This is a genomic window from Myxococcus eversor, assembly GCF_010894455.1.
Lineage (GTDB): Bacteria > Myxococcota > Myxococcia > Myxococcales > Myxococcaceae > Myxococcus > Myxococcus eversor.
This window is the reverse complement of the sequence record NZ_JAAIXY010000011.1, coordinates 121,265-142,790: the sequence shown is the minus strand read 5'-3', so window position 1 is coordinate 142,790 and position 21,526 is coordinate 121,265. Positions and strand designations below refer to the sequence as shown.

The following is a 21,526-nucleotide window of genomic DNA, read 5'->3' as shown; positions in this document are numbered from 1 at the left end:
ATGACAGCCGAATCCTTCGTCTTCCCCGTCTCGTTCGCCCAACAGCGACTGTGGTTCCTCCACCTCCTCCAGCCGGAGAACCCCAGCTACAACATCGCCGGAGCGGTGAGGCTCAGCGGGAAGCTCGACATCGAGGCGCTTCAGCGCGCCTTCGATGCGCTGGTGGAGCGGCACGAATCGCTGCGCACCACGTTCGCGCAGGAAGAGGGCACCCCCGTCCAGGTCATCGCGCCGGAGGGCCGCGCGCCCATCGTCCTCGTGGACCTGTGTGACGGTCCGGAGGCGGAGCGCGAGGAGCGGGCGCGGCGACTCGCCACCGAGGAGTGCCGGCGGCCGTTCGACCTGATGCGCGGCCCGCTGTTGAGGCTTCGCCTCTTCCGGCTGGCCCCCACCGAGCACCTCCTGGTGATGACGCTGCACCACATCATCTCGGATGGCGGCTCGCTCGGCATCCTCATCCACGAGATGTCGAGCCTCTACGCGGCGTTCAGCGCGGGCCACGAGCCGGCCCTGGAGCCGCTCCCCCTCCAGTACGCGGACTACACCCAGTGGCAGCGCGACTGGCTGGCGACGCCCGGGACGCTGGATGCCCACCTCGCGTACTGGAAGCAGCGGCTCGCGGGCGCGAGCGTGCTCCAGCTCCCCACCGACCGGCCCCGGCCCGCGCTCCAGACACAGCGAGGCGCGGCGCTGCCCCTCCATCTTCCCCCGCCCCTCGTCGCGGCGTTGCGGGCCCAGGGACAGAAAGAGGGCGCCACCCTCTTCATGACGCTGCTGGCCGCCTGGCAGGGCCTGCTGTCGCGCTACACGCACCAGACGGACATCGTCGTGGGCGCTCCGCAGAACAACCGCTCCCAGGTCCAGACGGAGGGGCTGATCGGCTTCTTCGTCAACACGCTGGTGCTGCGCACGGACCTGTCCGGCAACCCCACCTTCCGTGAGCTGTTGGTCCGCGTGCGCGAGGTGCTGCTGGAGGCGCACGCCCACCAGGACCTGCCCTTCGAACGGCTGATGGAACAGGTCCAGCCCGAGCGCAACCTCGCGTACACGCCGCTGTTCCAGTCGGCGCTCAACCTCCAGGTGGCGCCCCCGCGAGAGCTGACGCTCCCAGGGCTCGTCCTGAAGACCATCGAACTGGAGACGGGCACGTCCAAGTTCGACGTCACCCTGGACCTGCAGGAAGGCGCCGATGGGCTGCGCGGCGTCCTCGAGTACAACAGCGACCTGTTCGACCGCGCGACGATGGAGCGCCTGCGCGGCCACCTCCTGTCGCTGCTCACGGGCGTCACGGGCAACCCGGACCTCCGGCTGGATGAATGGCCGCTGCTGACGGCGCCCGAGCGTCACCAGTTCCTGGAGACGTGGCCGGCCCTGAAGTCCTTCCCCCGCGAGGGGAGCCTCCACCAGCGCTTCGAGGAACAGGCGCGACGCCGGCCCGACGCCATCGCGGTGGTCAACGAAGGCGAGCGCATCACCTACGCGGAGCTGGACCGCCGCTCCAACCAGCTCGCCCACGCCCTGCGGGAGCGCGGCGTCACGCGCGAGTCGTTGGTGGGCCTGTGCGTGGAGCGCACCTCCGCCACCGTGGTCGGCATCCTCGGGATTCTCAAGGCGGGCGCCGCATACGTACCGCTCGACCCCACGTACCCCGCGGACCGTCTGGCGTACATGGTGACGGACAGCCAGATGCGCGTGGCCGTCACCCAGCGTCACCTCGCGGAGCGGCTGCCGACCGACGGCGTGTCGCTGCTCGTCCTGGAGGACGCCGCCGAGCACCTCGCGAGCCAGCCCACCACCTCGCCCGGGGTTGACGTCTCGGAGGATGGCCTCGCGTACGTCATCTACACCTCCGGCTCCACGGGGCGACCCAAGGGCTCGCTTCTGCCTCACGGGAACGTGCTGCGCCTCTTCGAGGCGACGAAGGACTGGTTCCACTTCGACGAGCACGACGTCTGGACGCTGTTCCACTCCTATGCGTTCGACTTCTCCGTCTGGGAGTTGTGGGGCGCGCTGCTGTACGGCGGCCGGCTGGTGGTGGTTCCCTACCTCACCTCGCGCTCGCCCGACGCCTTCCTCCAGTTGCTGCACGATGAGCGCGTCACGGTGCTGAACCAGACGCCCGCGGCCTTCCGCCAGCTCAGCCAGGCCGAAGAGCGCATGGAGTCGAAGGCGCTGCCGCTGGCGCTGCGCTACGTCATCTTCGGCGGCGAGGCGCTGGAGCCCGCGAGCCTCATGCCCTGGTTCCAGCGACATGGGGACGCGCGGCCACAGCTCGTCAACATGTACGGCATCACCGAGACGACCGTCCACGTCACCTACCGGCCGATGACGGCGGCGGAGGCCGCGCACACCCAGCAGAGCCCCATCGGACTCGCCATCCCCGACCTCCAGCTCTACGTGCTGGACTCGCGGATGGAGCCGGTGCCCATCGGCGTCACCGGTGAAATCCACGTCGGCGGCGCGGGGCTCGCGCGCGGCTACCTGGGCCAGCCCGGCCTCACCGCCCAGCGCTTCGTGCCCCACCCCTTCAGCCACGTGCCGGGGGCGCGGCTCTACCGGACCGGAGACCTGGCGCGCTTCACGCCGGACGGCCAGCTCGAATACCTGGGCCGCATCGACGACCAGGTGAAGATTCGCGGCTTCCGCATCGAGCTGGGCGAAATCCAGGTCGTCCTCAGCCTGCACCCCGCCGTGCGCGAGGCGCTCGTCCTGGTGCGCGAGGAGCCCCCGGGCACCCGCTCGCTGGTGGCCTACCTCGCCACCGGCGACCAGCCACCGCCGGGCGTCGACGAGCTGCGCCAGTTCCTGCTGGCCCGCCTGCCCGACTACATGGTGCCCGGCGCCTTCGTCCTGATGGAGCGCTTCCCCCTCACGGCCCACGGCAAGGTGGACCGCAAGGCCCTTCCCGCGCCCTCGAAGGAGCGCGCGGAGCCGGCACGGTACGTCGCGCCTCGCGACGCCTCGGAGACCGCCCTGTGCGCCATCTGGGCGGAGGTGCTCGGTGTGCAGCGCGTGGGCATCCACGACAACTTCTTCGCGCTGGGGGGCGACTCCATCCTCAGCATCCGCGTGCTGACGCTCGCTCGGCGCCAGGGCCTGGACTTCACCCTCCAGCAGGTCTTCCAGCACCAGACAGTGGCCGCGCTACTCGAGGCGGCCGGAGCGACGAAAGAGCAGCCCGCGCGCGAGGTGTTCCCTCGCACCGAGCCCTTCAGCCTCATCTCCGAGGAGGACCTCTCGAAGCTTCCGCCGGGCATCGAGGACGCGTATCCGCTCGCCCGCATCCAGGCCGGGATGCTGTACCACATGCAGCTCGCGCCGGACTCGAACATCTACCACAACACGGACAGCTTCCATCTGCGGCTGCAGACGCCCGTGGACACGGCGCTGTTCGAGGAGGCGATTCGCGTCATCGTCGCGCGCCACCCCGTGCTGCGCACGTCGTTCGACATGACGACGTACAGCGAGCCGCTGCAGCTGGTCCACCGTGAGGCGAAGCTCGCGCTGGAAGTCGTGGACGTGCGGCACCTGTCCGAAGCGGAGCAGGAGGCCGCCATCCGACAGCTCCTGGAGGACGAGAAGCGCAACCACTTCGACCTGGCGGTGCCGCCACTGCTGCGCTTCTTCATCCACCTGCGCGGCGACCAGTCCTTCCAGTTCACGCTCACGGAGTGCCACGCCATCATCGACGGATGGAGCCTCCACTCCACGCTGGTGGAGATCTTCAACCACCACCACGCCCTGGTGAACGCACGGCAGCCGCCCCCCGAGCTGCCCGCCACGCTGACCTACCGGGACTTCGTGGCCATGGAGCGACAGGTGCTCGCGTCGGAGCCCCATCAGCGCTTCTGGCGAGACTTGCTGACGGACGGCGCGGTGATGCGGCTGCCGCGCTGGCGACGCCCGCTCGCCTCCGGCACGCCGACCATCGCCACCGTCAAGGTGCCCCTCTCGCGAGAGCTTCACGACGGACTGCTCGCGCTCACCCGCGCCGAGGGCCTGCCGCTCAAGAGCGTGCTCGTCGCCGCCCACCTCAAGGTGATGGGCCTGCTGAGCGGCCAGGACGACGTCATCAGCGGCATGGGCGTCAACACCCGCCCCGAGGAGGGCGACGGCTCCAGGCTGCGCGCCATCTTCCTCAACACCGTTCCGTTCCGGATGCGGCTGGCCCCCGGAAGCTGGACGTCGCTGGTCCGAAGCGCGTTCGACGCCGAGCGCGCGCTGTATCCCTTCCGCCGCTACCCCATGGCGGACATCCAGCGGCAGTGGGGCCGCGAGCCTCTCTACGAAGTCATGTTCAACTACATGCACTTCCACGTCCTGCACGAGCTGGCGGGCACGCTCTCCCAGGTGGAAGCGCTGGGAATGATCCGCTCCGAGGGGACGAACGCCACCCTCGCGGTCCACTTCCAGACCGAGCCCCACACGCAGGAACTGACGCTCGAGCTGGACTACAACGCCGTCGAGCTGGCGCACGCGCAGGTGGAGCAGGTCGGCGCCGCCTTCCAGCACGTGCTGAGCGCGCTGGCCTTCCACGCGGACCAGCCTCACCACATCACCAGCGCGCTGCCCCCCGAGGAGCAGCGGCGATTGCTCGTGGACTGGAACGCCACCGCCACGCCCTTCCCCTCCGAGGCGACGTTCCGATCACTCTTCGAGGCGCGCGCCCTTGCTTCTCCGGACGCGGTGGCCGCGGTGGACGGCGCGCGGTCGCTCACCTATGCGGCGCTGGACGCTCGGGCCAACCAGCTCGCGTGGCACCTGCGCTCGCTGGGCGTGGGAGCCGAGCACCTGGTGGCGCTCCACATGGACCGCTCGCTGGAGCTGCTCATCGGCCTCCTGGGCGCCACCAAGGCGGGCGCGGCCTGGCTGCCGTTGGACCCGGCCTATCCGTCGGAGCGGCTGGCCTTCATGTTGTCGGACTCTCGCGCGGGCGTGCTGCTCACCACGAGCGCCTTCGCGCCAGGGCTCGTCGACGTGGGCGCCCGCACCGTCGTCCTGGACGGGCCCTCGGACGCGCTCTCGGGGGCACCCACGCACGCGCCGCCGCCGACCGACGGCGGTGAATCGCTGGCGTATGTCATCTACACCTCCGGCTCCACGGGCCTGCCCAAGGGGACGCTGGTGACGCAGCGAGGACTGGTCCACTACCTCGACTGGGCACGGCGGGAGTACCAGGTGACGGAGGGACAGAGCGCTCCCGTCCACACGTCCATCGCCTTCGACGCCACCCTCACCAGCCTCCTCACGCCCCTGTGCGCGGGGGGGACGGTCCACCTGCTGCCCTCAGGGCAGGAGCTGGAGGCGTTGGCGTCATCGCTGCGCTCGCATCGGCACGGGCTCGTCAAGCTCACGCCGGCCCACCTCCAGGTGCTGTCCAATCTCCTGCCGGAGTCAGCCCTGGCCGAGCTCCAGGGCACCTTCGTCGTCGGCGGTGAAGCGCTGCCCGCGGCGACAGTGGAGCTGTGGCGGCGACAGGCCCCTCGGGTCCGGTTGGTCAACGAGTACGGCCCCACGGAGACCGTGGTCGGCTGCTCCATCCACGACGTGAGCAAGACGGGTCTGGTGGACGGCATCGTCCCGATTGGCCGCCCCATCGCGAACACGGAGCTGTACGTCCTGGACGCGCGACTCCAACCCGTGCCCGTCGGCGTCACGGGCGAGCTGTACATCGGCGGCGTGGGCGTGGCGCGCGGCTACCTGGGACGCGCGGGCCTCACCGCCGAGCGCTTCGTGCCCGACCCGTTCAGCGGGCGCGCGGGCGCGCGGATGTATCGCCCGGGAGACCTCGCGCGCTATTTGCCGGATGGCGCCCTGGAGTTCCTCGGCCGCCGCGACGGACAGGTGAAGCTGCGCGGCCACCGCATCGAGCTGGGAGAAATCGAAGCCACGCTGCGCCAGCACCCGGCCGTGGGTGACGCGGTGGTGCTGGTGCGCGAGGACGAGCCCGGAGACCAGCGCCTCGCCGCGTACGTGGTCCCCCACCCCGGGAAGGCGACGGAGCCAGGCGACCTGCGGGCCTTCCTCCAACGGCGGCTCCCCGGCTACATGGTGCCCGCCAGCATCACGACGTTGGAGTCCCTGCCGCTCACGCCGAACGGCAAGGTGGACCGTGGAGCACTGGCCGCGCCGCCGTCGGGCGCGAGCGGCGACATCCGGGCTCCGAGGAATGGCACCGAGGAGCTGGTCGCCAGCATCTGGGCCTCGGTGCTGCGCACGGAGCGGTTCGGACTCCACGACGCCTTCTTCGATCTGGGCGGCCACTCGCTGCTCGCCACGCAGGTCGTCTCTCGCGTGCGCGAGGCCTTCGGGGTGGAGCTGCCCATCGCCACCCTCTTCGAGGCCCCCACCGTGGCGGGCCTGGCCGAGCGCATCCAGGCGCTGCGCGCGCGGGCCGCGGGCGAGCCGCCTCCGCCCCCGCTCCAGACCCTCCCGCACGAAGGCCCCGTGGCCTTGTCCTTCGCGCAGCAGCGGCTGTGGTTCCTCTACCGCATGGAGCCCCGAAGCCCCGTCTACAACATGCCGGCCGTGCTCCGGTTGTCCGGCGCGCTCGACGTGGAGGTGGCGCGACGCTGCCTGGACGCGCTGCGGGAGCGCCACGAGAGCCTGCGCACGACGTTCCTGATGAACGGACAGACGCCGGCGCAGTTCGTCCGCCCCGCCGAGCCCCAACCCCTGGACGTCATCGACCTGACGGGGCTGGCTCCCGAGCACCGCGAGGCCCAGGCCCGGCACCTGGTGGACGAGGAGGCCCGGCGTCCCTTCGATCTGGAGCACGGCCCTGGCTTCCGCTGCGCCCTGCTGCGGCTGGGTGAGCACGAGCACCTGCTGTTGCTGACGCTGCACCACATCATCGCGGACGGCTGGTCGCTCTCCGTGCTGGTGCGCGAGGTGGCGACGCTCTATTCGTCCTCCAGCGCGCAACGTCCCTCGCCGCTTCCCGCGCTGCCGGTGCAGTACGCGGACTACGCGCGCTGGCAGCGGGAGTGGCTGTCCGGCCCCGCGCTGGAGCGGCAGTTGGACTACTGGAAGGAGCGGCTCGCGGGAGCCCCGCCCTTCCTGGAGCTGCCCACGGACCACCCTCGCCCGCCCGTGCAGGGCTTCCGAGGCAGCACCCACCAGGGTCCGCTCCTCGCTCCCGACGAGGCCGAGTCACTGCGTGTTCTCTGCCGCCGCGAGGGTGTCACGCCCTTCATGGCGGTCATGGCCGCCTTCCAGGCCCTGCTGCACCGCTACACGGGCGCGACGGACGTCGTGGTCGGCACGGACATCGCCAACCGCAACCACCTGGGCACCGAGGGGCTGATTGGATTCTTCATCAATCAGCTCGTCATGCGCGGGGACCTCGCGGGCGACCCGACCTTCCGTTCGCTGCTCCGACAGACGCGGCGCTCGGCGCTCGACGCCTACGCCCACCAGGACCTCCCCTTCGAGGAGCTGGTCAAGGCGGTCAACCCCGAGCGCAGCGTGAGCCACTCGCCTCTCTTCCAGGTGAAGCTCATCCTCCAGAACGTGCCGGACACGGATCTGGAGCTGCCCGGCCTCGTGCTGAAGGAGGAGGTCAGCACCACGAGCACCGCCCGCTTCGACATGACCTGGGTCGTCACTGAGACAACGCGCGGGCTGGAGTGTCTGTGCGAATACAGCAGCGACCTGTATGAGCAGGACACCATCTCGCGGATGCGCGAGCACCTGCGCGAGGTGCTGGTGGGGGCGGTGGCGAGGCCAGAGGAGCGCGTCTCGCGCCTTTCGCTGCTGTCCGAGCCAGAGCGTCAACGCCTGTTGGTGGAGTGGAACGACACGGCGACCCCGCTGCCCGACGTCTGCATCGCCCACCGCCTCTTCGAGGCTCAGGTGGCACGCACGCCGGACGCCATCGCCGTCAGCTTCGAGGGACAAGAGCTCCGCTATCGGGAGCTGGACGCCCGCGCCAACCAGCTCGCATGGCACCTGCGCGCGCTGGGCGTGGGGCCCGAGGTGCGCGTGGGCCTGTGCCTGGAGCGCTCGCCCGAGTTGGTGGTCGGCATGCTCGGCATCCTCAAAGCCGGCGGCGCGTGGCTGCCGCTGGACCCCACCGCTCCCATGGCGCGGATTGGGATGATGATGCGCGACGCGGGCGTTCCGGTCATCGTCACCCAGGAACACCTGGCGGACGAGCTTCCCATCCAGTCCGAGCTGATGGTGTGCCTGGACTCGGACGCGGCGGCCATCGCCCGGCAGCCAGTGGAGTCGCCCCCGGTGGCGCTGTCGCCCGAGCACCTCGCCTACGTCATCTACACCTCCGGCTCCACGGGCCGTCCCAAGGGCACGCTGCTGGCGCACCAGGGCCTGTGCAATACGGCCCTGTCCGCCATCCGCGCGCACCGCATCCAGCCGGACAGCCGGGTGCTCCAGTTCGCGGCCATCGGCTTCGACGCCTCGGTGTGCGAGGTGTTCTCCACGCTGCTGGCGGGCGCGCGCCTGTGTCTCGCGCCTCGTGACTCGCTCATGCCCGGCGCGCCGCTCCAGGGACTGCTGGTGTCCCAGGCCATCACCGTCGCCACGCTGACGCCTTCGGTGCTCGCGCAGTTGGACCCGGCGGGGCTGCCCACGCTGGCGTCCGTCATCTCCGCGGGCGAGGCCTGCACGCCGGAGCTGGCGCGTCGGTGGGTGGAGGGCCGTCACTTCGTCAACGCCTATGGCCCCACGGAGGTCACGGTGTGCGCCTCCGCGCGGGAGCAGGTGGACGCGGAGCGGCCAGACATCGGCAAGGCCTGGCCCAACGTGCGGCTGTACGTACTCGACGCGAGCGGACGACCCGTGCCCACGAGGGTACCGGGCGAGCTGTACATCGGCGGCGTGGGCGTGGCGCGCGGCTACCTGGGCCGACCGGAGCTGACGGCCGAGCGCTTCCTGCCGGATGCGTTCAGCGGCACGCCGGGCGCGCGGCTGTACCGCACCGGAGACCGCGTGCGCTGGCAGGCGGACGGCCACCTCGAGTTCCTCGGGCGCACCGACTTCCAGGTGAAGCTGCGGGGCTTCCGAATCGAACTGGGAGAAGTCGAAGCCGCGCTGACGGACTTGCCCGAAGTGCGCGAGGCCGCGGTCGCCCTGCTCGAGGATGCGTCCGGGCGCGGCCAGCTCGTGGCGTGGCTGGTCACCGACGACGAAGACGAAAACCTGGACCCGGCGGCGCTCCGACGCGCGCTGGAATCGCGGCTCCCGGACTACATGGTGCCCTCGGCCTTCATCGCGCTGAAGGCCTTGCCGCTGACGTCCAGCGGCAAGGTGGACCGCCGGGCGTTGGTGTCCGAGGCCCCTCGGCAGCGCAAGACCAAGGACGCCTACGTCGCGCCGCGCACGCCCGTGGAGCAGACGCTGGCGGCCATCTGGGCCGCCGTGCTGTCGCACGAGCGCGTGAGCACCCACGACAACTTCTTCGAGCTGGGCGGCGACTCCATCGTCAGCATCCAGGTCATCGCGCGGGCGCAGGATGCCGGGTTGCGCATCACCCCCCGGCAGTTCTTCCAGCACCAGACCATCGCCGCGCTGGCACCTCACGTAGGCGTCGCCGGAGCCTCTCGCGGCGAGCAGGGTGTGGTGACGGGCCCCGTGCCCCTCACGCCCATCCAGCGCTGGTTCTTCGAGTCGCGACTCCCCCATCCGCACCACTACAACCAGTCCCTCCTGTTGGGCCTGCGCGAGCGTCCCAAGCGAGAGCTGCTGCGCGATGCGCTGAGCGCGCTGGTGGCGCATCACGACGCGCTGCGACTGCGCTTCGAGGAGACCCCGGACGGTTGGCGCCAGGAGAACACCGGCCTGGACCACGGAGTGGAGCCGCGAGAGGTGGACCTGTCCGCCCTGGACGCGGAGACCCAGCGGACAGCGCTGGAGCAGGAGGCCCAGAAGGCGCAGTCAGGCTTCGACCTGGCGAAGGCACCCCTGGTGAGCGCCGTCCTCTTCGACCTGGGCCCCCGTGGCACCCGGCTGCTGCTGGCGATCCACCACCTGGTGGTGGATGCCGTGTCATGGCGCGTGCTGCTCCAGGACCTGGGGACCGCGTTCCAGCAACTCCTCCAGGGCGAGCCCGTGGCCCTGCCTCCGAAGACGACGTCGTTCCAGGAGTGGGCACGCCGGCTGGAGGCCCACGCGCGGGGACCCGAGCTGGAGGAAGAGGCGGCGTTCTGGCTGCGCCGGGGCGCGGACGTGGCACCGCTGCCCGTGGACCTCCCCGGTGGAGACAACACGCTCGCATCCGCGCGAACGGTGCACGCCGCGCTGGACGCGGAGGAGACGCGCGCGCTGCTCCAGGAGTTGCCGAAGGCGTGGCGCGCCCGCGTCGACGAGGTGCTGCTCACCGGCCTGGTGCGTTCGCTCGCCGGATGGACGGGGCAGCGCCTGCACCGCGTGCAGTGGGAAGGCCATGGCCGCGAAGAACTCTTCGAGGACGTGGACCTCGGTCGCACCGTGGGCTGGTTCACCAGCATCTACCCGGTGACGGTGGAGCTGCCGCCGGACGGCACGCCGGGCGATGGGCTCCGCGCCGTGCGGGATGCGCTGCGGCGAGTGCCTCGCAAGGGAATGGGCCACGGGCTGCTGCGATACCTCGGGCGTGACGACGTGCGCGCGAAGCTCGCGGCCGTGCCCGAGCCCCAGGTCGCCTTCAACTACCTGGGACAGCTCGACTCCGCGTTGCCGTCCGACTCCCCGCTCGTCCCCGCCGATGAGTCCATGGGCGCGCAGCAGAGTGCGCTCGGGCGCCGCCGGCAAGTGCTGGAGGTGAACGCGCACGTGCTGGAAGGCAAGCTGGAGGTGTCCTTCACCTACAGCGAGGCGCTGCACCAGCGCGCCACCGTGGAGACGTTGGCCCAGGGCTTCGTCCAGGCGCTGCGCGAGCTGGTGGCGAAGCGGGACACGGCGGACGCGAAGCGTCTGTCGCCCTCGGACTTCCCACTGGCGGATGTGACGCAGGCCACCCTGGATGGACTGCTGCGCGAGCACCCCGCGTTGGAGGACCTCTACCCGCTGTCGCCCATGCAGCAGGGAATGCTCTTCCACGCGCGACTGGAGCCTCGCGCGGGGATGTACTTCGAACGGGCCGCGTGGACCCTCGACACGGACCTGGACGTGGCGGCCCTGCGGCGCGCCTGGCAGGAGACGATGGAGCGCCACCCCATCCTGCGCACCAGCTTCGCGTGGGAGGACATGGAGGAGCCGCACCAGGTGGTCCACCGCGAAGCCGCGCTGCCCTGGGAGGAAGCGGACTGGCGAGCCCTGTCCGACGAGCAGCAGCAAGCCCGGCAGGCCACGTGGATGAAGGAGGACGAGGCGCGGGGCTTCGACCTCGCGCGGCCTCCCCTGATGCGGGTGGCGGTGTTGCGCCTGCGTGAGAAGACGTGGCGCGTGGTGTGGAGCTTCCACCACCTGCTGTTGGACGGCTGGAGCGTGGGCCGCGTGCTGAACGAGATGCTGTCTCGGTACGACGCCCGCCAGGGCCGCGAGCTGGCGCCGATGGAGGCGCCCCCTCTGTTCCGCGACTACATCGGCTGGCTGCGCGAGCGGGGCGCGGCGAGGTCGGAGGCGTGGTGGCGGAGGGAGCTGGCCGCCTTCACGGAGCCGACGCCAGTCCCCTGCGAGCAGGGAGGTCGGGCCCGGAGCGCGACGCCGGTGATGGGGGCGCGCAAGGTCCTCGTCCCCGCGGACGCGACAGAGCGGCTTCGCGCCTTCTCGCGGCGGCACCAGGTCACGCTCGGCACGCTGGTCCAGGCCGCGTGGGCGCTGGTGTTGGGGCGCCATGCCGGCGCGGAGGACGTGCTCTTCGGCGTCACCGTGGCGGGGCGTCCGCCGGAGCTGGCGGGTGTCGAGCAGATGGTGGGCCTGTTCATCAACACCGTCCCCGCGCGGGTGAGGCTGCCCTCTGGGATGAAGGTGGTGGACTGGCTGAAGGAGCTCCAGGCCGCGCAGGTGGAGCGCTCGTCCCACGAGTCCGCGCCGCTCGTGCGAGTCCAGGGCTGGAGTCAGGTGCCTCGTGGCACGCCTCTCTTCGAGACCCTCCTCGTCTTCGAGAACTACCCGGTGGAGCAGTCGGTGATGCAGGGCACGAGCGCGCTGGACGTGCGCGACGTCACCGCTCAGGAGCGCACCCACTACCCGCTCACCCTGACGGCCCACGCCGACAAGGAGCTGCTGCTCCACATCGACTTCGAGTCCCCGCGCCTGGAGGAGCAGGCCGTGGAGCAGCTCCTGGAGCAGCTCGCCACCGCGCTGGTGGGCCTCTGCGCCGTCGAGGCACGGAACCTGGGCGAGGTGCCCATCCTCTCGGAGGCGGCGCGGCACCGGCTGCTCGTCGAGTGGAACGACACCCACGTCCCCTTCGGCCTGGACGCCTGCGTGCACGAGCGCTTCAGCGCCCAGGCCCGCCAGACGCCCGACGCCATCGCGGTCCTCGCCCCTGGAGGCGCGGCGCTCACGTACGGGCAACTGGAGGAGCAGGCGAACCGCCTTGCCCACCACCTGCGAGCCCGCGGCGTAGGCCCCGAGGTCCTCGTCGGTGTCTACCTGGAGCGCGCGCCGGAGCTGTACGTCGCGCTCTTGGGCATCCTCAAGGCGGGCGGTGCGTATGTCCCGCTCGACCCCGCATACCCCACGGAGCGCGTGGCGCTGATGGTCTCCGAGGCCCACCTCTCGCTGCTCGTCACGCAGCGCGCGTTGGAGGCTTCCCTGAGCGCACCCGGCGTGGCGCGCTACCTGATGGACGACGAGGCGCACGCTCGCGCCGCGCTCCCCATCGAGCCCCCTGCCCCGCTCGCGGGCCCCGACACCCTGGCGTATGTCGTCTTCACCTCCGGCTCGACGGGGACCCCCAAGGGCGTGATGGTCTCGCACCGGAGCTGGGCCAATGCCTACCTCGGCTGGGAGCGGGACTACGGACTGCGGGAGGACGGCTGCCGCAACCACCTGCAGCTGGCGAGCTTCTCCTTCGACGTGTTCGCGGGAGACCTGGTCCGGGCGCTCCTCTCGGGAGGCCGGCTGGTCATCTGCCCCAGGGAGTGGCTGCTGGAGCCCGCGCGGCTGTATGCGCTGCTGCGTGACGAGGACATCCACTGCGCCGAGTTCGTCCCCGCCGTGGCGCGCGGTCTGCTCCAGTATCTGGAGGAGAGCGGGCAGCGACTGGACTCCATGCGGGTGTTCATCGCCGGCTCCGATGCCTGGTACGTCGACGAGTACCACCGCCTGCGAGGCGTCATCGGCGACGACACGCGGCTCATCAACTCCTACGGCATCAGCGAAGCCACCATCGACAGCACCTGGTTCGAGAGCGACGGCCTGGAGGCGGCGGACGCGCGGCTCGTCCCCATCGGCCGCCCCTTCGCCAACGTGCGCATCCACGTGTTGGACGCACGCCACCAGCCCGTGCCCGTGGGCGTCGTGGGCGAGCTCTACATCGCCGGCGAGGGCGTGGCGCGCGGCTACCGCCTCCGTCCGGAGCTGACCGCGGAGCGCTTCGTTCCCGACCCCTTCGGCGCTCCGGGCGCGCGGCTGTATCGCTCGGGAGACCGCGCGCGCTGGTTGCCCGACGGGAACCTGGAGTTCCTGGGGCGAGCGGACACCCAGGTGAAGCTGCGCGGCTTCCGCGTGGAGCTGGCCGAAATCGAGTCGGTGCTCGGCAAGGCCCCCTCCGTCGAGGCCGCCGTGGTCCTGCTGCGACAAGACCCCGGAGCGCCCGCTCGGCTCGTCGCCTACTTCGTGGGCGCGGGTGCACCGGACCTCTCGGCGCTGCGGGACTTCCTGAGGGCGAGGCTGCCCGACTACATGGTCCCCGCCCTCTTCCTGAGGCTCGACGCGCTCCCGCTGACGCCCAACGGCAAGGTGGACCGCCGGGCCCTGCCCGCGCCGGATGCGGGCCTGCGCGCGGTGGATGACCCACTGGTCGCGCCGCGAACGGAGACAGAGGCGGCGCTGCTCGCCATCTGGCGCGAGGTGCTGGGGTTGGAGTCGCTCGGAGTGCTGGACGACTTCTTCGCCGTCGGCGGCCACTCCCTGCTGGCCACGCGAATCCTCTCCCGGATGAACGCGGCCTTCCAGGTGGAGGTGCCCCTGCGCGCCCTCTTCGAGCACACCACCGTCGCCGCGCTGGCCGAGCGCATCGTCCTCGCGCGACTGGAGGCCGCGGACGCAGCGGCGCTCGCGAGCGCGTTGGACGAGGTGGACGGGCTGTCGGACGAGGAAGTGGCGTTGCTGATGGGAGGCGCCAACGATGAGTGACGCGCTCCAGAAGCGGCTGGCCAGCTTGTCCCCGGAGAAGCGCGAGCTCGTGCTGAAGAAGCTGCGCGAGCAACAGAAGACCGCGGCGCCCACGCCGACGCAGGGCCCGCCCCCCATCCTCCGCGCTCCACGCACCGGGCCGCTGCCGCTCTCCTATCCCCAGCGTCGGCTCTGGTTCCTGGACCAGTTCGAGCCCGGGACGCCGGCCTACAACATCCCCGAGTTCGTGCGCCTGCGCGGCCCGCTCCAGGTGGAGGCGCTGACGCGCGGCCTCGCCGAGGTCGTCCACCGACACGAGGTGCTGCGGACCACCTTCGCGTCCGAGGACGGTGAACCCACGCAGCACGTCGTCCCGCGTCTGGCGCTCGAAGTCCCCGTGGTGGACCTGACGTCCCTGCCCGCCGACGAGCGTGAAGCGCGCTGCCGGGAGCTGGCGCTGCGGGAGGCGGGCCGGTCCTTCGACCTGGCGAGGGGGCCGCTGCTGGCGACCACGCTGGTGCGCCTGGGCCCGGAGGACCACGTCCTGTTGCTGGTGATGCACCACATCATCTCCGACGGGTGGTCCACCGGCGTGCTCGTGCGTGAGCTGGCGGCCCTCTACGACGCCTTCTCGCGCGGACAGCCCTCTCCGTTGACGGAGCTGCCCATCCAGTACGCCGACTTCGCGGTGTGGCAGCGGCGCTGGCTCCAGGGGGACGTGCTGGATGCCCAGCTCGGCTACTGGCGCCGACAGCTCACGGACGGCGACGCTCCGTTGAAGCTTCCCACGGACAGGCCGCGTCCCCGCGTGCGCACGTTCGCGGGTGGGAAGCGGGCCTTCGTCGTGAGCCCGGAGGTGACGCGGCGCCTGCGCGCGCTCGCGGGCCAGGAGAAGGCCTCGCTGTACATGGTGCTGCTGGCCGCGTTCCAGGCCCAGCTCCACCGCTACACGCGCGAGCCCCGGCTCAGCGTCGGCACGTACATCGCCAACCGCAACCGCGCCGCCATCGAGCCGCTCATCGGCTTCTTCCTCAACACCCTCGTCATGCGCACGGACATGTCCGGCAACCCGCGCTTCCGCGAGCTGCTGCGGCGAGTGGTGGACGTGACGCTGGGGGCGTACGCGCACCAGGACGTCCCGTTCGAGAAGCTGCTGGAGGAGCTGGCCCCCACGCGCGACACCAGCTTCCCGCCCTTCTTCCAGGCCATGCTGGTGCTGCAGAACACCCCCGAGGCCGAGGCCACGGTGGGGGCACTCCGGCTGGAGTCCTACTCCGTCCCGGGAGAGTCGTTCGCCCAGTTCGACCTCACGCTCTGGCTCGCCGAGGAAGCGGACGGACTGCAGGGCACGTGGGAGTACAACCGGGACCTCTTCGACGCCACCACCGCCGACCGCATGGTGGCGCACTTCCAGACGCTGCTGGCCAGCATCGCCGCCAGGCCCGACGAGCCCCTCGCCACGCTGCCACTGCTCCCGCCGGAAGAGCGACAGCAAGTGCTGCACGGCTGGAACGAGGCACGCCTGGACGTCCCGGCCGGCACCTGTCTGCATCACCTCATCGCGGCCCACGCCGCCAGGACGCCAGACGCCCTCGCCGTCGTCGACCCGGAGCGCCGTCTCACGTATGCCCAGCTCGACCGGCGCGCCAACCAGCTCGCGCACCATCTGCGCGCCCTGGGCGTGGGCCCCGAGCAGCGCGTGGGCATCTTCCTGGAGCGCTCCGTCGACCTGGTGGTGGCCGTCCTCGCCGTGCTCAAGGCCGGGGGCACCTACGTCCCGCTGGACCCTTCGTATCCGCCGGACCGCACCGCGCTGATGCTCTCCGACAGCCAGCCCGCGCTGCTCATCACCCGGAGGACGCTGCGCGACACGCTGCCCACGCCACGACCCACCATCGTGAGCCTGGACGAGGACGCCCTCGCCATCGAGGGGCGCCCGGACACGGCCCCCACGGGAGGCTCGGGACCGGAGCACCTCGCGTACGTGGTCTACACGTCGGGCTCCACGGGGCGGCCCAAGGGAGTGATGGTGGACCATCGCGCTCTCGCGAATGCCTACTTCGCGTGGGAGCACGACTATCGGCTGCCCACGCTGCGCGCCCACCTGCAGATGGCGAGCTTCTCCTTCGACGTCTTCAGCGGGGACCTCGCGCGGGCACTCGGCTCGGGCGCGGCGCTCGTGCTCTGCCCGCGTGAGTGGCTGTTGGAGCCCGCGCGGCTGCACGCGCTGATGGTGCGAGAGCGCGTGGACTGCGGAGAGTTCGTGCCCGCGGTGGTCCGATTGCTGATGGCCCACCTCCAGGAGCGTGGAGAGCGGCTGGACTTCATGCGGCTGCTCATCGTCGGCTCGGATACGTGGGACATGCGCGAGTACACCCAGCTCCGAAGCCTGTGCGGCCCGGACACGCGGCTGGTGAGCTCGTACGGCCTCAGCGAAGCGACCATCGACAGCACCTTCTTCGAGTCCGTCACGCCCAGCCCCAGCGAGCAGACCGTCCCGATTGGACGCCCCTTCCCCAACGCGGAGATGTACCTGCTGGACGCGGCGCTGCAGCCCGTGCCCATCGGAGTGCCAGGGGAGCTGTTCGTCGGCGGCGTGGGGCTGGCGCGAGGCTACCAGGGGCAGCCGGGCCTCACGGCCGAGCGCTTCATCCCGCATCCCTTCAGCGCGGAGCCCGGCGCGCGCCTGTACCGGACGGGGGACCTGGCGCGCCACGCGGCGGACGGCACGTTGGAGTTCATCGGGCGCAACGACACGCAGGTGAAGCTGCGCGGCCACCGCATCGAGCTGGATGAAATCAGGGCGAGGCTGCTGGAGCACGCGAGCGTGCGCGCCGTGGAGCTGCTCGTCCGAGGGCAGCTCGTCGCGTACCTCACGCTGACGGCACCGGACGCGGTGGGCGAGGAGGCGCTCCGTCAGCACGTGCGCCAGCACCTGCCCGTGTACATGGTGCCCTCGGCCTTCGTCCTCCTGGACGCCTTCCCCCTCACGCCCAACGGCAAGGTGGACCGGAAGGCGCTGCCTCCGCCCGGAGACTCCCGGCGCGAGGCGGCGGAGGGCTTCATCGCGCCGCGCGGAGACACCGAGCAGAAGCTCGCGGCGCTCTTCGAGGAGCTGCTGGGGACAGGCCCCATCGGCGCGAGCGACAGCTTCTTCGATTTGGGCGGACACTCCCTGCTCGCCGTCCGGCTGGTGGCTCGGATTCGCGAGCGCTTCGGCAAGGCTCCGTCCCTGGCGGTCCTCTTCCAGGGCCCCACGCTGGAGCAGCTCGCGCGAGCGATTGAGCAAGACGGCGACAGCCCGTGGTCTCCATTGGTGACACTCCAGGCCGGGGGCGAGGGACCGCCGCTGTTCTGCGTGCCGGGCGCGGGCGGCAACGTCCTCTACTTCCGGGAGCTGACGCGGCGGCTGGGCACGGCGCGGCCCCTCTACGGACTCCAGGCACGGGGACTGGACGGCGTGGAGCCGCCGCACGCCTCCGTCGAGGAGATGGCGGAGTGCTACGTCCAGGCGCTCCAGCGGGTGCGGCCGCACGGCCCCTACCACCTGCTGGGCCACTCCTTCGGGAGCTGGGTGGCCTTCGAGATGGCGCGGCGGCTCCAGGCGCGCGGCGAGGAGGTCGCCTTCCTGGGCCTCCTCAACACTCCCGTGCCCAGGCACGAGGAGCCCGCCTCCGACGCGCCCGCGCTCGACGACACGGACTGGATGGCCTCCGTCGCCAGCGTCGCGGGCCGCCTGTATGGCGTGGACCTGGGAGTCTCCGCCGAGGCGCTCAGGCCGCTCTCCCCAGAGGAGCGATTGGCCCACGTCACCGGTCGGCTCGTCCAAGGGGGCCTCTTGCCTCCCGACGCGGACAGCCAGCAGGTGCGCGGCCTCATCCAGGTCTACAAGCGCGCCTACGAAATCACATACATCCCTCCGGCGGACGCGCGCCCCGCCCCCATCACCCTCTTCCGGGCCAGGGAGCGGCACGAGGAGGACGGTGTCCTGCCGGGCGACTTCAAGGAGGACGCCACCTGGGGCTGGAAGCACCACGCGGCACGCCCCGTCCTCGTCGAGGACGTCCCGGGCGACCACATGACGATGCTGGCCGCGCCACACGTCGACGAGCTCGCGGAGCGCGTGCGCTGGCACCTGGAGCACACGTCCACGGAGCGTGGCTCATGACGCAGGCCACGGTGGCGCCCGCGCCTGACTTCTCGCTCGGGCGTGCCCTCGCCCTCTGGTTGGGGCAGGTGGTGTCCCTGCTGGGCTCCTCGCTGACCAGCTTCGCCCTGGGCGTCTGGATGTATCAGACGACGGGAGGCGTGACGCGCTTCGCGCTCATCATGCTGTGCGCCGCGCTCCCGGGTGTCCTGCTGGGACCGGTGACGGGCGCGCTGGTGGACCGGTGGAAGCTCCGGCGGGTGTTGCTGCTGAGTGATTTGACGGCCGGCCTGACGACGCTGGTGCTGGCCGTGCTGCTCTTCACGGGGCAGCTCCGCCCGTGGCACGCGTACGTCACGACGGCCATCGTCTCCGTGGCCGGCGCGTTCCAGCAGCCCGCCTTCGCGGTGCTGGTCTCCACGATGGTGCCGCCCCAACACCTGGGCCGCGCCAACGGCATGCTCCAGTTGGGGCTCGCCTGCGCGCAGTTGGGGGCGCCTCTGATGAGCGCCTTCCTGCTCGCGGTGGTCGACCTGGAGGGCATCCTGCTCATCGACGCGGTGAGCTTCGCCCTCGGCGTCCTGCCGCTCTTCGTGTTGCGCCTCCCGGAGCGCCCCGCCGCCGCCCTGTCCGAGGCGGGACAGCCCTCCCTCCTCACCTCGGTGCGGGAGGGCGGCGCCTATATGCGAGCCACGCCCGGCCTGTTCGCGCTGCTCGGCTTCCTGGCGGGCAGCAACTTCATCACCGGCGTCGTCGAGGTGCTGGTGACGCCGTTGGTGCTGGCGCTCGCGGACGTGAAGGCGCTGGGCATGCTCACCACCGCGGGAGGCGTGGGGCTGATGGCGGGCAGCGTGGTGATGAGCGCCTGGGGCGGCCCTCGACGTAAGATTCACGGCGTCCTGCTCTTCCAGCTCGCGTGCGGCCTGTGCCTCGTCATGGTCGGGCTCGGGACGTCGCTCCCCTTGCTGGCGGGCGTGGCCTTCGCGTTCTTCTTCGGCATTCCCATCATCAACGGCTCCAGCCAGTCCATCCTCCAAAGCATCGTCCCCTTGCCGCTCCGGGGCCGGGTCTTCGCCATGAGCGGGGCCCTCACCGGGATGATGCTGCCGCTCGCCTACGCCATCTCCGGTCCGCTCGCGGACCTCGTGTTCGAGCCCGCGCTCCGTCCAGGCGGGGCGCTGGTCCCCCTGATGGGGACACTCGTCGGCACGGGCGCGGGGCGAGGCATCGCGGTGATGTTCATCCTCTCGGGCTCGCTGACCGTCCTGTTGACGGGCCTGGTCGCCCTCCACCGTCCCCTGCGCGCGCTCGAGGCCGAGCGCGAGGTGGCCTCCGGCCCGTACGCCGGGACGCCGCCCATTTCCCCCTCTTCTGAAGGAGCCACACCTTGAGCGCCGTCATTCCTCCGTCCATCGCCACGCTGAGCGAGCTGCTGCGGTGGCGCGCCAGCGTCCAGCCCGATGCGCCCGCGTACACATTCCTCGTGAACGGCGAGGACGAAGAGCAGCGCTGGAGCTACGCGGAGCTGGACCAGCGCTCCCGAGCCGTCGCCGCCGCGCTCCAGGAGCAGGGGGCCGCCGATGACCGGGCCCTGCTGCTGTTCGCGCCGGGGCTGGAGTACATCGGGTCGTTCTTCGGCTGCCTCGACGCGGGCGTGGCGGCGGTGCCCGTCTACCCTCCCCAGAACGAGCAGACCCTGGCGCGCCTGCTCTCCATCATCACGGACGCAAGGCCGCGCTTCTTGCTCACCACGAGCGACATCCTGGAGAGCGTGAAGGCCTTCGCGGAGACGTACCCGCTGCTGAAGGAGCTGCGGTGGCTGGCGGTGGACGCGCTGCCCGAGGGACAGGAGGCGCTCTGGAGGCCGCCGCGAATCACAGGCGACAGCATGGCCTTTCTCCAGTACACGTCCGGCTCCACGTCGACGCCCAAGGGCGTCATGGTGTTGCACAGGAACCTGCTCGCGAACGAGGAGATGATTCGCCAGGGCTTCGGCAACGATTCGAGCGCGACGACCGTGGGCTGGCTGCCGCTCTACCACGACATGGGGCTCATCGGCACGGTGTTGCAGCCCATGTACCTGGGCGCGCACGGGGTGTTGATGTCTCCCTATTCATTCTTGCAGCGCCCGGTGCGGTGGCTGCGAGCCATCAGCAAGTACCGGGGCGTGGTGAGCGGAGGGCCCAACTTCGGCTATGCGCTGTGCGTCCGGAAGGTGAAGCCCGAGCAGCGAGAGGGATTGGACCTGAGTTCGTGGAAGATTGCCTTCAACGGCGCGGAGCCCGTGCGAGCGGACACGCTGGAGCGCTTCGCCGAGTCCTTCGCGCCGCAGGGCTTCCAGAAGGCCGCGCTCTATCCTTGCTATGGGCTCGCCGAGGCAACGCTCTATGCGACGGGAGGGGCCCGCATGGTCTCTCACCGCACCCTCGGCGTCGACGCGGGAGCGCTGGAGCGCAATCGCGTCGTCGAGGCCGCACCCGGCGCGGAGGGCACGCGGACGCTGGTGGGCTGCGGGAGGGGTTGGGCGGGGGGCCAGTTGCGCATCGTCAATCCAGAGACGTCCGAGGCGTGTGCCGATGGCGAGGTGGGAGAGATCTGGGTCTCCGGGCCACACGTCACCCAGGGCTACTGGGGCCGTGACGAGCACAACGCGGAGACCTTCCAGGCGCGAGTCCGAGGCCACGAGGCCGAGGGCGGATTCCTGCGCACGGGGGACCTGGGGTTCCAGCGAGAAGGAGAGCTGTTCGTCACCGGGCGCCTGAAGGACCTCATCATCGTGGATGGGCGCAATCACTATCCACAAGACATCGAGCAGACGGTGGAGACGCAGCACGAGGGCTTCCGGCTGGGGTGTTGCGCGGCCTTCTCGGTGGAGCAGGCCAACGAGGAGAAGCTGGTGGTACTCATTGAAGTGGACCGTCAGTACACGCCCCCCGGAGACGGAGCGGGAGCGCACGTCCTGGAGCAGGCAGAGGTGCTCAAGAAGGTGCGCCAGGCCGTCGCCGCGGCACACTCTCTCGACGTCCACGAGCTCGTCCTGCTCCAGCACGGCGAGGTGCTGAAGACGTCCAGCGGCAAGGTCCAGCGCCGGGCCTGTCGGGCAAAGCACCTCGAGGGTTCGTTCCAGCGCTGGCCGGGGTGAATCGCGGCGAGGAA

4 protein-coding genes are annotated in these 21,526 nt (G+C 70.9%); all 4 read left to right on the top strand.

Annotation, left to right across the window (positions count from 1 at the left end; all coding sequences use genetic code 11):
* The 4 genes from G4D83_RS22910 to G4D83_RS22895 are packed head-to-tail and all read left to right on the top strand — an operon-like array spanning nucleotide 1 to nucleotide 21,512.
* Nucleotides 1-14,244, top strand: coding sequence for a non-ribosomal peptide synthetase (locus G4D83_RS22910; protein WP_163866942.1), 14,244 nt, complete (start codon nucleotides 1-3; stop codon nucleotides 14,242-14,244).
* Entirely contained in the window at nucleotides 14,237-18,391 is a 4,155-nt protein-coding gene (locus tag G4D83_RS22905) for a non-ribosomal peptide synthetase (protein ID WP_163866941.1), read from the top strand. Before G4D83_RS22910 ends, G4D83_RS22905 begins: the two co-directional genes overlap by 8 nt.
* Nucleotides 18,388-19,761, top strand: a complete 1,374-nt coding sequence (locus G4D83_RS22900) for an MFS transporter (RefSeq protein WP_205522694.1) — start codon at nucleotides 18,388-18,390, stop codon at nucleotides 19,759-19,761. Before G4D83_RS22905 ends, G4D83_RS22900 begins: the two co-directional genes overlap by 4 nt.
* On the top strand, nucleotides 19,758-21,512 hold the full coding sequence (locus tag G4D83_RS22895) for a fatty acyl-AMP ligase (RefSeq protein WP_163866940.1): 1,755 nt from the start codon (nucleotides 19,758-19,760) through the stop codon (nucleotides 21,510-21,512). Before G4D83_RS22900 ends, G4D83_RS22895 begins: the two co-directional genes overlap by 4 nt.
* The last annotated feature ends 14 nt before the right edge of the window (nucleotides 21,513-21,526 follow it).